10 protein-coding genes are annotated in these 13,840 nt (G+C 70.5%); 4 read left to right on the top strand and 6 right to left on the bottom strand.

Going from position 1 to position 13,840, the window contains the following annotated elements:
* Nucleotides 1-642: 642 nt before the first annotated feature.
* The gene (locus BKI49_RS05020) at nucleotides 643-1,851 is read right to left on the bottom strand and encodes an acyl-CoA dehydrogenase family protein (RefSeq protein WP_095932977.1); all 1,209 of its coding nucleotides are present in this window, start codon (nucleotides 1,849-1,851) and stop codon (nucleotides 643-645) included.
* Nucleotides 1,852-2,252: 401 nt separating this feature from the next.
* Here BKI49_RS05020 and BKI49_RS05025 point away from each other — a divergent pair, with 401 nt between their 5' ends.
* Nucleotides 2,253-3,521 carry a glycoside hydrolase family 18 protein gene (locus BKI49_RS05025; protein ID WP_095932978.1) on the top strand — a complete coding sequence of 423 codons (1,269 nt, stop codon included), beginning with the start codon at nucleotides 2,253-2,255 and terminating at the stop codon, nucleotides 3,519-3,521.
* Nucleotides 3,522-3,614: 93 nt separating this feature from the next.
* Here the strand turns inward: BKI49_RS05025 and BKI49_RS05030 are convergent, their stop codons facing one another.
* Together BKI49_RS05030 and BKI49_RS34640 are read right to left on the bottom strand one after the other, a co-directional pair.
* Nucleotides 3,615-4,316, bottom strand: a complete 702-nt coding sequence (locus BKI49_RS05030; protein ID WP_095932979.1) for a TetR/AcrR family transcriptional regulator — start codon at nucleotides 4,314-4,316, stop codon at nucleotides 3,615-3,617.
* A gap of 217 nt (nucleotides 4,317-4,533) precedes the next feature.
* Nucleotides 4,534-4,680, bottom strand: coding sequence for an SCO1431 family membrane protein (locus tag BKI49_RS34640; protein WP_107469320.1), 147 nt, complete (start codon nucleotides 4,678-4,680; stop codon nucleotides 4,534-4,536).
* A gap of 214 nt (nucleotides 4,681-4,894) precedes the next feature.
* On the opposite strand from BKI49_RS34640, the gene BKI49_RS05035 reads away from it, so the two are divergent.
* The gene (locus tag BKI49_RS05035) at nucleotides 4,895-6,376 is read left to right on the top strand and encodes a M1 family metallopeptidase (protein WP_095932980.1); all 1,482 of its coding nucleotides are present in this window, start codon (nucleotides 4,895-4,897) and stop codon (nucleotides 6,374-6,376) included.
* Nucleotides 6,377-6,427: 51 nt separating this feature from the next.
* Here the strand turns inward: BKI49_RS05035 and BKI49_RS05040 are convergent, their stop codons facing one another.
* The 3 genes from BKI49_RS05040 to BKI49_RS05050 all read right to left on the bottom strand — a co-directional run bounded on the left by BKI49_RS05040 (nucleotide 6,428) and on the right by BKI49_RS05050 (nucleotide 10,575).
* The gene (locus BKI49_RS05040; protein WP_095932981.1) at nucleotides 6,428-7,780 is read right to left on the bottom strand and encodes a peptidase C39 family protein; all 1,353 of its coding nucleotides are present in this window, start codon (nucleotides 7,778-7,780) and stop codon (nucleotides 6,428-6,430) included.
* A gap of 233 nt (nucleotides 7,781-8,013) precedes the next feature.
* Nucleotides 8,014-9,555: an amino acid permease gene (locus BKI49_RS05045; RefSeq protein WP_095932982.1), complete on the bottom strand. Its 1,542-nt coding sequence runs from the start codon at nucleotides 9,553-9,555 to the stop codon at nucleotides 8,014-8,016.
* A 63-nt stretch (nucleotides 9,556-9,618) separates the two neighbouring features.
* Nucleotides 9,619-10,575 (bottom strand): hypothetical protein, encoded by a 957-nt coding sequence (locus tag BKI49_RS05050; protein WP_179332337.1) that lies wholly within the window; start codon nucleotides 10,573-10,575, stop codon nucleotides 9,619-9,621.
* A 299-nt stretch (nucleotides 10,576-10,874) separates the two neighbouring features.
* Here BKI49_RS05050 and BKI49_RS05055 point away from each other — a divergent pair, with 299 nt between their 5' ends.
* Nucleotides 10,875-11,495 (top strand): uridine kinase family protein, encoded by a 621-nt coding sequence (locus tag BKI49_RS05055; RefSeq protein ID WP_095932984.1) that lies wholly within the window; start codon nucleotides 10,875-10,877, stop codon nucleotides 11,493-11,495.
* Between the two features lie 461 nt (nucleotides 11,496-11,956).
* Complete coding sequence (locus tag BKI49_RS05060; RefSeq protein WP_095932985.1) at nucleotides 11,957-13,822, top strand: AAA family ATPase; 1,866 nt, start codon at nucleotides 11,957-11,959, stop codon at nucleotides 13,820-13,822.
* Nucleotides 13,823-13,840: the final 18 nt, after the last annotated feature.

The raw sequence follows: 13,840 nt of genomic DNA on the forward strand, positions 1-13,840 counted from the left end.
GCCACACTCGGGCCCCAGGACGGCGGAGCACCCCACACAGGACCGCAGCACCTCGGGCGAGGCCCCAGCCGGACCGCACGCCGCGGCCGGGCACCCCTGACCGAGCACGACACCCGGGCCGGCGAGCCCGCGGGCGACCGCAGGCGCGGCCGGGGAGGGGCGGCTCGATCACGGACCGCCTCACCGGATGCGCGCGCCCCACAGACCCCATGCGAAAGCACCGGTCACGGGCGGGCCACGCCAAGATGGCGCGCTCCCACGGGCGGCCGCGAGCACGCCGACCACGCGGTGGGCCACACCGGGCAGGGGCCCGCCCGTCGGCGTCCAGGCGCCGCGCCCGGCAGGCCCCCGTACGGGCTTCGAGTGAACTCACGGTCGATTCCGTGCGCGGGTGACCTGCCCGGCCGCCCGCGCGTTGCCCCGGTATGACCCCCACCTACTCCGCGACCGGTCGTCGGCGCCGGATCTTCGTCCCCGCTCCGACAGAACCGGTTCGGCAGGGGCCCCCGCCGAACCCGGATCCGCCCATCTACCGCGCCCTGATGCGCACCTGGGCCGATCGCGGACGCACGCTGCCGGGGCGGCACGACCCGGAGTGGGTCAGACTGGCCGCCCCGTCGGCGATGTACGGGTACGCGCAGATCAGCGCGAGTCGGGACCCGCGAGGTGACGCGCGATGACCATGCGCTGGATCTGATTGGTGCCCTCGACGATCTGGAGCACCTTGGCCTCGCGCATGTAGCGCTCGGCGGGGAAGTCGGCGGTGTAGCCGTAGCCGCCGAGCACCTGCACGGCGTCCGTGGTCACCTTCATCGCCGTGTCCGTGCACAGCAGCTTGGCCATGGCCGCCTGCTTGGAGAACGGCCGTCCCGCGTCGCGCAGCCGCGCCGCGGCCAGGTACAGCGCGCGGCCCGCCTCGATCTGCGTCGCCATGTCCGCGAGCATGAAGCGCAGTCCCTGGAAGTCCGAGATGGGACGCCCGAACTGCTGACGGCCGGTCGCGTAGGCCACGGCCTCGTCGAGCGCCGCCTGGGCCAGGCCGATCGCGCACGCGGCGATGCCGAGGCGTCCGGAGTCGAGCGCGGACAGGGCGATGGCGAACCCCTGGCCCTCTTCGCCGAGCCGGCGGTCGTCGGAGATCCGCACCCCGTCGAGGTGGACCTGGGCGGTGGGCGAGCCCTTCATGCCCATCTTCTTCTCCGGCGGCGCGGCGCTCAGCCCCTCGGCGTCCCCCGGCACCAGGAAGGCCGTGATGCCGCGGGGCCCCTCGCCGCCGCTGCGGGCGAGCACGGTGTAGAAGTCGGCGACACCGCCGTGCGTGATCCAGGCCTTGGTGCCGGTGATCACCCACTCTCCCCCGCTCCCGGTTCCGCCCGAACGGGAGGGGTCCCCGTCCTCGCGCACGGCCTTGGTGCGCAGTGAGGCGGCGTCCGACCCGGAGGACGGCTCGGAGAGGCAGTAGGCGCCGAGGAGTCCGCCGCCGAGCATCGCGGGCAGGTGCTCGACCTGCTGCTCCTTGGTGCCGTAGTTCGCGAGGGCGTGGCAGGCGAGCGTGTGCACGCTGACGCCGAGGCCGACGGTGAGGCGGGCCGTGGCGAGCTCTTCGAGTACCTGGAGGTAGACCTCGTACGGCTGGTCGCCGCCGCCGTACTCGGAGTCGTAGGGCAGACCGAGCAGACCCGATTCGGACAGCAGCCCGAAGACGTCGCGCGGGAAGCGTCCGGCGTCCTCCTCCTCGGCCGCCTTCGGGGCGATCTCACGCTGCGCGATGTCGCGGACGAGCGAGATCAGATCCCGGGCCTCGTCCGTGGGCAGTTGACGGTCCACCGGCTGCGGGGCGCGGTCGGGCATGGCGACGCTCTCCTCCCTGTCGGGCACATCGGCGGACGCACACCTGGGTGGGGCTGCTCCGCCGGGTCTCACCTGGCCCAGCCGATGCTCCCGCTCCGGGTTGCGGAACGCGCTGATCAGCGGCTGTGGCGCTGTGAGTATGCCCGATCGGAGGCACCGAGTCACCAGTTAACGACCGCTTACTCAAAGAAAGGGAAATTGGTCCGAACCATTGACGCACTGGTCTAGTCCTCCTAGGGTTCCCCCAACGCCTTAACGCGTTCATGCCAAGCGGCATCGGCAGGCCCCCCGTGGCCTGGCACCCGACGGGCCGAGCGGCCCGCAACCGGCGGGCCCCGCGGCCGTCGGCAGGTCCCAGCACCATCGCCCCCACACGCTCCCCTCCCCCACGAGGAGACACGATGCTCAGACCGCACCGCCCCCGCGCCTCCTTCCGGGCGCTCCTGTCCGCCGCCTGTTGCGCCGTCCTGGGCGCGGGACTGCTCGCCGGTGCCGGCACCGCGACCGCCACACCCGAGTCCCGCACCGCCGGCACCGCACAGGCCGGCACCGCGCAGGCGGCCGCGGCCGGATCCAAAGTCGTCGGCTACTTCACCGAATGGGGTGTCTACGACCGGAACTACCACGTCAAGAACATCGAGACCTCCGGCTCGGCCGCCAAGCTGACCCACATCAACTACGCCTTCGGCAACGTCACCGGCGGCAAGTGCGCCATGGGAGACGCGTACGCGGCGACGGACAAGGCCTATACGGCCGACCAGTCCGTGGACGGCGTCGCCGACACCTGGGACCAGCCCCTGCGCGGCAACTTCAACCAGCTGCGCAAGCTCAAGAAGAAGCACCCGGGTCTCAAGGTCCTGTGGTCCTTCGGCGGCTGGACCTGGTCGAGCGGGTTCGGCGAGGCCGCGCGGAACCCGGCCGCGTTCGCCCAGTCCTGCTACGACCTGGTCGAGAACTCCAAGTGGGCGGACGTCTTCGACGGCATCGACATCGACTGGGAGTACCCGAACGCCTGCGGCAACACCTGTGACACCAGCGGCAAGGCGGCGTTCAAGAACCTGATGTCGGCGCTGCGGACGAAGTTCGGCAGCGGCAACCTGGTCACCGCGGCGATCACGGCCGACGCCACCGCGGGCGGCAAGATCGACGCCGCCGACTACGCGGGCGCGGCGCAGTACGTCGACTGGTACAACCCGATGACGTACGACTTCTTCGGGGCCTGGGACGCGGCGGGCCCGACGGCTCCGCACTCGCCGCTGAACTCGTACACCGGCATCCCGAAGGCGGGCTTCCACACCTCCGCGACCATCGCGAAGCTGAAGGGCCTCGGCATTCCGGCCTCGAAGCTGCTGCTCGGCATCGGCTTCTACGGACGCGGCTGGACCGGTGTGACGCAGGCGGCGCCGGGCGGCACGGCGACGGGTCCGGCGGCGGGCACGTACGAGCAGGGCATCGACGACTACAAGGTGCTCAAGACCAAGTGCCCGGCGACCGGCACGGTCGGCGGCACCGCGTACGCCAAGTGCGGCAACAACTGGTGGAGTTACGACACCCCGTCGACCATCGCCGGCAAGATGAGCTACAAGAACGCGCAGGGCCTGGGCGGCACCTTCTTCTGGGAACTGAGCGGTGACACCTCGAACGGCGAACTGATCAAGTCGATCAACTAGCCGCGGTTGTACGGCGGCAGGGGCGGGGGCCTACGGCGGTCCCCGCCCCTGTCGCGTTGGCGCGGATGAGCGGTGATCCCGGCGCGGGGACGCTCAGACGTCGTCCCGGCGGGCGGCCTCGGGGGCCGGATAGGAGGGGTCGAGCTCCTCGACGGCACGCATCGCGCCGCCCAGCATCTTCACCAGCAGTTCGCGCATGGTGTCGCGCGGCAGCGCAGGATCCCCGATCCAGTCGAGGGTGGCCCCCTCGACGCTGTACAGCCACCCGAGCAGGGCCATGCGCGGCAGCGGGGCGATGCCGCGCCGTCCGCCCGCGCCCCCGGCCTCACCGCCAGAGCGGCGCGCACCCCACGCCCCTTCGGCGATGGTCTCGACGATGACCTCGCGCACGCCCTCCCGGATGGCCTGCACCTCGGTGTCGAAGCCGACGCCCCCGGTGATGATCGTGCGGTACGCGGCCTGATTGTGCTCGGCGTAGCGCAGATAGCCGTCGATCGTGCGGTGCACCCGTTCCTCGGGGGGCAGTTCGAGGCCGCCCGCCGCCCGGGAGATCAGATCCGTCACGGAGTCCTGGACGATGGCGAGGTAGTAGCCGCGCTTGGACTTGAAGTAGTAGTAGATCAGCCCCTTGGCGACATGCGCCTGGCGCGCGATGTCGTCCATCGACAGCGCGTCGTACGACGTGTCGGCGAAGAGCTTCCGTCCGATGGCGATGAGTTCGGCGCGGCGCGCCAGTGAGCGGTCGGTGCCGCGCGCCCGGGGACGGTCGACGTCGCGTTGTTGACTATTATTCAATTCCGGCCCAAGTCTCCACCTGCCGACAGGACATCGGAAGTATGGCAGACCTGGGCCACCTGCTCCTTCGACTCCCGTCGATCGCCCCCGCGCTCGCCCGGCGCGCGGGCGTGGAGTGGAGGTCAGAGGCGCGGGAGCGATCCGAGGTGCGCGCTGCCCCCGAAGGGCGCGGAGCCGTCGGCGGGATCAGAGCGGTCCGAGGTGGGTGATCGGGTGATCAGAGCAGTCCGAGCTGAGTGATCAGCATCGCCACGACCACCACGAGGGTCCAGCCCAGGACGTGCTCAAGGATCTTGGGGCCGTCTTCCTGCGGCCCGCCGGTGCGGGCGCGGGCACGGGAGCTGGTGGCGGAGGTCGCGGTCATGGCATCTCGCTGACGTAGTGGTGCGGTGGCGTCCCCCCGCTTCGGCCGGCTCCCCACCGGCTCGTCCACCTTGCCATTGGCAGGGGTCGCGGCGGTAGAGACCTGGGTCACGCACACACTTCGACGTGGTTCGAATGGCCCGTGATTCCACAACGATGCCCGGGGACTGTGCGTCTCCTCACACGAAAGTGGTCAGCCAACCGAAAGGTCTTCGATGAGCACGTTCCGGACGCCCCGCCGCAGAGCTCGCCTGGCCCTCGCGGCGGCGATCACCGTGGCGGCCGCCCTGACGGGTCCCGTCTCCCAGGCCGCGCCTGCCACGTCCGAGGCCCCCTCGCCCGGTGCGGCCGGTCTCGGTGATCCGATCTTCCCGCTCGACGGCAACGGCGGCTACGAGGTCGGCCGCTACACCCTCGACTTCGACTGGCAGGCCCCGAGGACGCCCTTCGAGGCCTCCGCCACGATCAGGGCGACCGCGACGCAGGCCCTGTCCCGCTTCGACCTGGACTTCGCCGGGAACACCCTGCACTCGGTCACCGTGAACGGGAGGACGGCCACCGCCGTGCGCGACGGGGACGAGCTCGTGATCACCCCGAAGGCGGCCCTGCCCCGAGGCAAGGCCTTCACGGTCAAGGTCAGCTACACCGCCGACCCGACCCAGATCCGGCACCGCGACGACGCCATCGAGGACTACGGCTGGATCCCCACACCGGACGGCACGGTGCTCTATCCGCAGCCCGACGGCGCCAAGATGATCTTCCCGTCGAACGACCATCCGAGCCGGCGCGCGCCCATCACCTTCCACATCACGACTCCGGCCGGGCTGTCCGCGGTCGCCAACGGCAAGCTCACCGAGCGCACCGAGCAGGCCGACGGGCGCGTGAAGTGGACGTACGACTCCGAGCAGCCGGTGGCGACGCAGCTCGCGCAGTTGGCGATCGGCCGGTTCACCTTCGTCGACGGCACCGGCCCGCACGGGCTGCCGATACGTGACGTGGTCCCGGACGACCTGGTGGCGCCGACCGAGGAGTACCGCAAGCTCACCGCCGACCACATCGCCTGGCTGGAGGAGCGCCTCGGCCCCTACCCGTTCGACCGCTACGGCGTACTCGTCGGCGACACCGACCTGGGCGTGGCGCTGGAGACGCAGTCGCTGTCCCTGGTCCCGAAGGCCGATCTGCTGGGCACACGGGTCGACGCCGAGCGCAATCTCGTGCACGAGCTGGCCCACCAGTGGACCGGTGACAGTGTCGGCATCAAGACCTGGTCCGACCTGTGGCTGAGCGAGGGCCACGCGCGGTTCTACGAGCGGCAGTACTCGCAGGAGCACGGCGGCGACAACTTCGAGGCCACCATGAAGACCGCGTACACGAGCCACGACCAGTGGCGCCACGACTACGGCGCCCCGGCCGAGCCGACCGAGCCGAACCTCTTCAAGCGGATGCGCTACGACGGTTCTGCGCTCGTCCTGTACGCGCTGCGCGAGAAGGTCGGCGAGGCGACCTTCGGGAAGATCGAGCGCGCCTGGGTGACGACGTACAAGGGGAAGACCGCGAGCACGCAGGACTACATCGACCTGGCCTCGAAGGTCGCGCGCGAGGATCTCGACGGCTTCCTGCACCCCTGGCTGTACGGGGCGAAGACCCCGCCGATGCCGAACCACCCCGACTGGGTGGTCGCCCCGGTCCAGGGCTGACCACCCGGAGCGGCCCCTCCACGGCGGGGAGGAGGGGCCGCCCTCCCGGGGTCAGCGGATGCCCACCGCCGCGAGCGCCTTGCGCTGCCGTGCCGAGGGCTGCGCCGGGAAGTACAGGTAGCAGACGCCGCCCGTGCCGGAGACGACGTTGCCGGAGGCGTTGTACCGCTTGGTCCGCAGCCAGATGTTCTCCCACTCGCGCCGCTTGTAGACGCGGCGCACGGCCTGGTCGCTGGGCGACGCGGGGTCGTTGGCGATCACGTCGCCGTCGGCCGTGAACCCTATGACGGTCATGAGGTGGCCCGAGGTGCCGTAGCCCGCGCCCGTCAGTTCGGTCTTCAGGAACGACTGGGACGTTATGGCCGGGATGCCGGCGGCGATCAGCGTCTCCAGGTCGGTGAGCGAGCCGAGTCGGGTCACCACCCCCTGGAGGTCGGGGTACGTCGCCGCGTAGGCGGCGTTGAAGGGCCAGTTGCCGCAGCCGCCGTACTGGTAGTCGTACGTGAAGCGGGCCGCGTGGCACACCTGGGGGTCGGCGTACGCGGGGTCGACCCAGGACAGTTGCTCGGCGGTGGGCCGGCGGCCCCAGTACTCGATGATCATCTGCGAGGAGGTCGGACTGCACCAGGCCTCGCCGCCGTTGTCGTACTCGGGGTACTGCCCGGAGTGGATCTCCTGGGACAGGCGCGGGACCGCGAGTTCCTGGGCGAGGCCCGGGGTCGAGGCCGGGACGGTGAAGCGGTCCGGGACGTCGGAGCCCATCGCGCCGAGCCGCCACACGACGGGCGTGACGCGGCTGCCCGGGGTCCGGTACAGGGTCAGGCGCAGTCGGTACGAGACGAGGCGCAGGCCGGAGGCGGCGTCGTCGATGGAGAAGGTGTCCGTCCAGATGCTGCTCTTGCCGTCGCTCTGGTCGTCCAGGGACGTCCGCTTGATGTCCTGGTCGCCGGCGGCCCAGCGGCCCATCACGTACCAGGGGGTGTTCGTACCGTCGGAGTACGTGCCCGTCAGTTCGACCTGGAGCCAAGTGCCCGTCGGTGTGTCCGCGTTCCAGGAGGCGATGGCCTCGGTGGCGGGGACGGCGAGTTTGTGGACCGGCGAGGTCCAGGTGGCGTACTCCCAGGTGGAGGCCTTGCCGGTGTGCGGATCGGTGTAGTCCGTGGTGCCGGCCGGGGCCGCGATCACCACCCCGGGGCGGGCGCCGGACACGCTGCGCGTGCCCTTCGCGGTGCCGCCGCGCCAGTCGGAGTACGAGGTCCAGGCGCGGTTGTCCACGAGGCCGCCCGGTGCTTTCCCGTGGCGCGCCGGTGCGGCGGCGGCCGGCGGGCTCGCGGCGCCCACGGCCGCCGCGGCGACGGCGGCGGCCAGGACGGTTCTGCGGGACGGCTGTTCGGCTCTGCTCATGGGTGGATGACCCCCAGGTGTCCGGAACGGGCGGGCCCAATGCACGGTGGTGGGCCAACTATGGACGCCGGACCCCGAGTTCTGCCAGCACTTCGGCTCGCGTCGCGCCCACCAATATTGGTCGGGACCACTGGCATGACCTGCGGAGCCTCTCCCCGGCCCGGCGAGGACCGGGCCGGGGGAGGGCGTCGGACGCGCCGCGCGAAGGCCGTCGGACACCGAGGGGGCGTCCGTCAGATGAGGTCCATCGCCGCGACCTCGTCGGGCCGGCCGTAGCTGACGGGACCCTGGAAGCGGCGGCGGGCCGTGGCGAACCACCAGACCGTGGCGACCACGAGCACCACGGCCAGGGCGATGGACGCGTAGTTGAAGGTGTCGCCGGTGATGGGCGAGACCTGCGGCAGCATGAACAGCACACTGCTGGCGAGGATCCAGATCACCGCCACCCAGCCGATGAGCCTGCTCCAGCGTCCCAGGTTCCAGGGGCCGGGCCGGAACTCGTCGCCGAGCCGCAGCCGAAGGAAGATGGGCACGGCGTAGGCGAGGAAGAGTCCGACGACGTTGACGCTGACGATGGCTGTGAAGGCGGTGTGCGACCACCAGCCGGGCAGGACCAGCGCCAGCGAGCAGCCGACCGCCAGCCAGACGGCCTTGACGGGGGTGCGGGTGCGCGGCGAGACCGAGTGCCACCACCGCGAGCCGGGCATCGCGCCGTCCCGGGAGAAGGCGAAGATCTGCCGGGTGTTGCTGGTCAGATTGGCCAGGCCGCAGAAGAGCATGGCGCCGATGACGATGAGCAGGATCGCCTTTGCCGTGCCCATGCCAAGCCCGTCGATGAGAATCTGCACCGGCGGCGCCGAGGAGCCCGCCACCTGGTCATAATCATGAATGCTGTACACAAGGGCGAGCATGAGGAGGAGTCCGGTGACCGCCGAATAGCCGATCGCGCGCGTGATCCCCTTGGGCGCGTTGACCGTGGCCCGGACCGTTTCCTCGGACATGTGGAAGCTGCCGTCGAAGCCCGTGAAGGTCCAACTGGTGACCAGCAGGCCGAGCATCCCCCCGTAAAGGCCGTTGGTGAAACCGGTGTTGTTCTCGAAATGCGTGACGAACGAAGCCGACTGGTGATGATCGGGCATCACGACGAGTGTGCTCACGATCACAACGAGCCCGATCAGCAGCCACCACACCGAGATCCGGTTGAGCACGGCGACCAGGTGCACCGTGTAGGTATTGGCCAGCCCCTGGAGCACGATGATCACCATCGTGATCAGGACGGTCTGGTGCGCGGTCGGCTCGTACGAGTCCCACTGGAGCGCGACGAAGGCCTGGATGAACGTGGCGGCCGCGTACCCGGTGGCCGCGGTGCCGCCCACCTGACCCACGAAATTCAGCCATCCCGTGTACCACGACCATGCGCCCTTGTGACGCTTGGCGAGCTTTCCCGCGGAGAAATACAGCGCCCCGCTGGTCGGATAGGCGGATGCCACTTCCGCCATGGCGGCGCCGATGAACAGCACCATCACGGACACGCCGATCCAGCCGAACACGAGAATGCGCGGACCACCGGCATTCATACCGAACCCGAAGGACGAGAAGATTCCCGAGATGATGTTGATGATGGTGAATGAGATCGCGAAATTGTCGAACGCCTGGAATCGACGCGTCAGTTTTCGCGGATATCCCATCGCATGAAGTGTCGCGTCGTCGTCGAGCGCGGCGGATTCCTCACCTGTGCGCCCTCTGGTACGTGGAGCCGATATCCGTTCTGACACAACTGACCTTTCTCTGGGGGGTTGGCCGGAAGACTGTGGGGGCCGGCCCGGGCAGCCGGTCGGTCAGGTGGCTCCCGGCACCGGCATGCCGCACGTCCGGCGGGCACGGGAGAGTTGCTCCTCGGGCTCGCCGAACACGCTCCACGGCATGCGGCAGGCGTACGGCCCCATGGCGGTGAAGACCGCGCGCGCCTCGAACTCGCGCTGGGACATGAACAGGGCGTGCGCCAGGTAGGACAGGTCGAGCACCGGGGTGAACCGGTAGCCCGGCACCTCGGGGAGCCAGTTCTGGTAGATCGCGAGCGCGGTGGAACGCCACTGGGGCTGCTCCCAGGTCCGGTCGACCAGGAGCTGCGAGGGGTTGTAGCTCTCCACCAGGGCCACCAGCGGAAGGAGTCGCAGCGGCGAGGAGGCGGGGGCACGCTGGCTCAGGAAGGCGGCCACGTCCCAGGCGGCGTTGACCGAACCGCCGTGGCGGGTGAAGAAGAAGGCCAGGAATCGATGGTGGCCCTCGCGGTGCCAGGGGTCGAGGCGGAGGATGTGCGAGAACAGCCGCCAGGGGCCGGGCGGCGCGGTGAGCAGCCCCTGCGGGGCGGGTTCGCGCAGATCGTGCAGCCGGGCCATGGACAGCTTGGCGGCCCAGGGCGTGGGATCGGCGGGGATCATGACGGCGGCCCGCTCGCAGGCGGTCAGCGCGATCCGCTCCAGGGCCTCGGCCCGGCCGTCCTTGGTGTCGGCCGCGCGCAGGGCCCGCAGCACGGCCACGCGTGCCCACAGGAGCGCCGCCTCGGGGGAGGGCTCCTCGGCCAGCCAGCGTTCGGCGAGGTCGGAATCGGCGGCCTCGGAGGCCACCACCAGGGAACGGTGGGCACGCAGTCCGAAGTCTGCGCGTGTCTCCTCCAGGGCCTCACGGGCACTCAGATAGCGGCCGGCGCGGACATCCACACAGACGCTCGCGAGTCTGCGGTCGTCGGCCGCCGGATGCCACACATACTGCCCCTCGAATAACCCCGCGGCCATCTTCCCCTGTCCGTCCCCGTACGACACTTCGCAGTTGCGCAACAGGCACCCTACTCAGCATCAAGGGGAGCCGGAACGGGGTTTCCGAAATACCTGGTTCCGCAGTGGGGACATCTTATGGAGGAAGAGAAAGCAGACCCTGGGGATTGTTCAAAAGGTAGTTCAATGCGGCACTATTGTGCGGCCGCGCATCCACCGCGAACAGCGCTCGATAGAATGTTCCCCAGGAATATGCCCGAAACCTCCCCCGCACAGCCGTCCGCGCCCCTGCCGACCCCGCCTCTCCCCAGGGAAACACCATTCACGACCTCGCCGCACAGCTGCTCCGGCTGCCGCCGTCCTGCGGCCCCGTCCGCCTCGTCGGCATCGACGGGCACGCGGGCTCCGGAAAGACCACATTCGCCGGGCAGTTGGCGGCGGCACTGGACGGCGCGCCCGTGCTGCACCTGGACGACGTCGCCACACACGAGGAGCTCTTCGCCTGGACCGGACGGCTGCTGCGCCAGGTGATCGAGCCGCTGCGCCGCGGGGAGCCCGCCCGGTACGCCCCCTACGACTGGACGACCCGCGGCTTCGGGCCGTCCCGCGAACTGCCGGCCGCGCCGGTGATCCTGCTGGAGGGCGTCGGCGCCGGCCGCCGGGCGTTGCGGCCGTTCCTCGCTCGACTCCTGTGGATGGAGTTGCCGCACGAGGAGGCCTGGACGCGAGGGCAGCGACGGGACGGCGAGGCGCAGAGCGAGTTCTGGGACGGATGGGTCCGCGCCGAGCGCCGACACTTCGCCGACGACCCTTCGCGCCCCTTTGCCGACCTTCTGGTGCGGCAGTGTCCTGAGGGATACGAGGTACGGAAGGGACCTGATGGGACCCTCGGACCGGACACCTCCATCACTCACGGTGACGGACCATCCGCAATGTGCTGAACTTGTGAAGACCCTTGCGAACGAACTTCCGTGAGTGCTCCAACTCGGCTTGACCGGGGGGCCGTACAGGACTTACGTTCTGAATGTGCGGCCTTTGGGAGCCGCCCGCATTCGCGAAGCCCCCGGTTGTTCCCCCGTGATCGGGGGCTTCGTTCTGCCCACACCCCCTTTTTCGGACGCCGCGCGCCGCGATTCGTTCACCCTCGGTGACCGCGCACAGTGCGCCCCATCTGCTCCCACCTCGTGGAACGGGGTGTGCGGCACCCTTCGGCCCGCCCCTGTGCCGCAGGTACGATGCCCTCGGTGCGACCTTCGGACGGCTGCTCTGCGCACCGGTGCAACTCCCGTCCGCGGCACAGCAGTTCGACCAAATTGCCGACGGGTACCGGCCCGGCGGCGAGGGGGTGCCGGTCCACGAGGCACTCCCCGATCATCGGGGGCACGGTTTGTGGGGGGACGCGATGGACTTCGGCACGCAGGGCCCCGAGGCCCCGGCCGACCTCGCCTGGCTGCGAGGCGTGGACGCCTACACGATGGGCGCCTATCCGCAGGCGGAGGAGGAATTCCGTACCGCGGTCCGGATCGACCCGGGCATGGCGGACGGCTGGCTCGGCCTGCACGCGCTGCGCGTGGACACGACGACCGCGCTGCTGCGGATGTTCCGCCACCGCGACCGCTTCGGCGAGCAGCGCGCCCGCCACCGACGCACGCTCAACTCCTGGTACTGGCTCGGCTGGTGGGTCCAGCCGGTGCTGGAGAGCCCGCGCGACCTGCTGCTGGCGCACGCCTCGCACTGGCTCGACGGACGCCATGTCCCGGAACTCGACCGGGCGTTGGCCAGCCTGCCGCCCGTGGACGCCGATCATCAGGTGCGGTTCCTGCACGCCTGTCGCGCCTATCTGGTCAAGGACTGGGAGCAGCTGGTCCGGCACACCGACCCGCTGATCGACGATCCGATGCTCGGCATAGAGGCCGGGCTCTTCGGCGGTATGGCGCGGGTGCGTCTGGAGATGTACGGGCAGGCGGAGCCGCTGCTCTCCTCCGCGCTGATGCGCTGCCGCAGCGAGCAGCCGCAGCGCAAGGAGCTGCGGTACTGGCTGGCCCGGGCCCACGAGGGCACCGGACGGTCCGCCGCGGCGCTGCCGCTGTACCGGGCGGTGCACAGGGTCGACCCCTCCTTCATGGACACCTCGGCCCGGCTGGCGGCCATAGCCGAGGGCGACGGGTACGACGACGCCGCCGCCGACCTCGCGGCGATCAGCCTGGCCGGCATGGGACAGGACGTCATGGAGGGCCCGGACGGCGTGGACCCGCTGTTCGGCGTCGAGGGGCGGGACCTGAAGATCTCGGAGCCCGGACTCGCGCCACCGGGCGGGCTGCCGCCCGAGGCCGACTCGGTGCGGGAGAAGGCCGTGCTGCCGGTGCAGCCGCTGCCCACGGGCCCGACCGACCCCGCGTTACTCGAGGAGGCGCTCGCCGAGCTGGAGCGCATGGTGGGCCTGGAACCCGTGAAACGGCAGGTCAAGGCGCTGTCCGCGCAGCTGAACATGGCGCGGCTGCGGGCCGGTCAGGGCCTGCCGGTGCAGCCGCCGAAGCGGCACTTCGTCTTCTCCGGCCCGTCCGGCACCGGCAAGACCACCGTGGCCCGCATCCTCGGCCGGGTCTTCTACGCGCTCGGCCTCCTCGGCGGCGACCATCTGGTGGAGGCCCAGCGCGCTGACCTGGTCGGCGAGTACCTGGGGCAGACCGCAGTGAAGGCCAACGAGCTGATCGACTCCGCGATCGGCGGCGTCCTCTTCGTGGACGAGGCGTACTCGCTGTCCAACTCCGGCTACGGCAAGGGCGACGCGTACGGCGACGAGGCCCTGCAGGTCCTGCTGAAGCGGGCCGAGGACAACCGCGACCACCTGGTCGTCATCCTCGCCGGCTACCCGGAGGGCATGGACCGCCTGCTGGCCGCCAACCCCGGTCTCTCCTCCCGGTTCACGACCCGCGTGGACTTCCCCTCCTACCGCCCCCTCGAACTCACCTCCATCGGAGAGGTGCTGGCCGCCGAGAACGGCGACGTCTGGGACGACGAGGCCCTCGACGAGCTCCGCTCCATCAGCGGTCACGTCGTCGACCAGGGCTGGATCGACGAGCTCGGCAACGGCCGCTTCCTGCGCACGCTGTACGAGAAGAGCTGCGCGTACCGGGACCTGCGCCTGTCGGGCTACCCGGGGACCCCGTCGCGCGACGACCTGTCCACCCTGCGGCTGCCGGACCTGATGCAGGCGTACGGGGAGGTGCTCTCCGGCCGGGGACCCCAGGATCCGTCGGCGCTCTGACCGCCCGCCGCACCCCGC

It is taken from the genome of Streptomyces sp. Tue6028 (assembly GCF_002300165.1).
In the GTDB taxonomy this organism is placed as follows: domain Bacteria; phylum Actinomycetota; class Actinomycetes; order Streptomycetales; family Streptomycetaceae; genus Streptomyces; species Streptomyces siamensis.

Excerpts from the sequence above, each read along its gene's own strand:
- BKI49_RS05035 (WP_095932980.1), top strand. The coding sequence starts at position 4,895 with ATGAGCACGTTCCGGACGCCCCGCCGCAGAGCTCGCCTGGCCCTCGCG.
- BKI49_RS34640 (WP_107469320.1), bottom strand. The coding sequence starts at position 4,680 with ATGACCGCGACCTCCGCCACCAGCTCCCGTGCCCGCGCCCGCACCGGC.
- BKI49_RS05050 (WP_179332337.1), bottom strand. The coding sequence starts at position 10,575 with ATGGCCGCGGGGTTATTCGAGGGGCAGTATGTGTGGCATCCGGCGGCC.
- BKI49_RS05025 (WP_095932978.1), top strand. The coding sequence starts at position 2,253 with ATGCTCAGACCGCACCGCCCCCGCGCCTCCTTCCGGGCGCTCCTGTCC.
- BKI49_RS05060 (WP_095932985.1), top strand. The coding sequence starts at position 11,957 with ATGGACTTCGGCACGCAGGGCCCCGAGGCCCCGGCCGACCTCGCCTGG.
- BKI49_RS05020 (WP_095932977.1), bottom strand. The coding sequence starts at position 1,851 with ATGCCCGACCGCGCCCCGCAGCCGGTGGACCGTCAACTGCCCACGGAC.
- BKI49_RS05040 (WP_095932981.1), bottom strand. The coding sequence starts at position 7,780 with ATGAGCAGAGCCGAACAGCCGTCCCGCAGAACCGTCCTGGCCGCCGCC.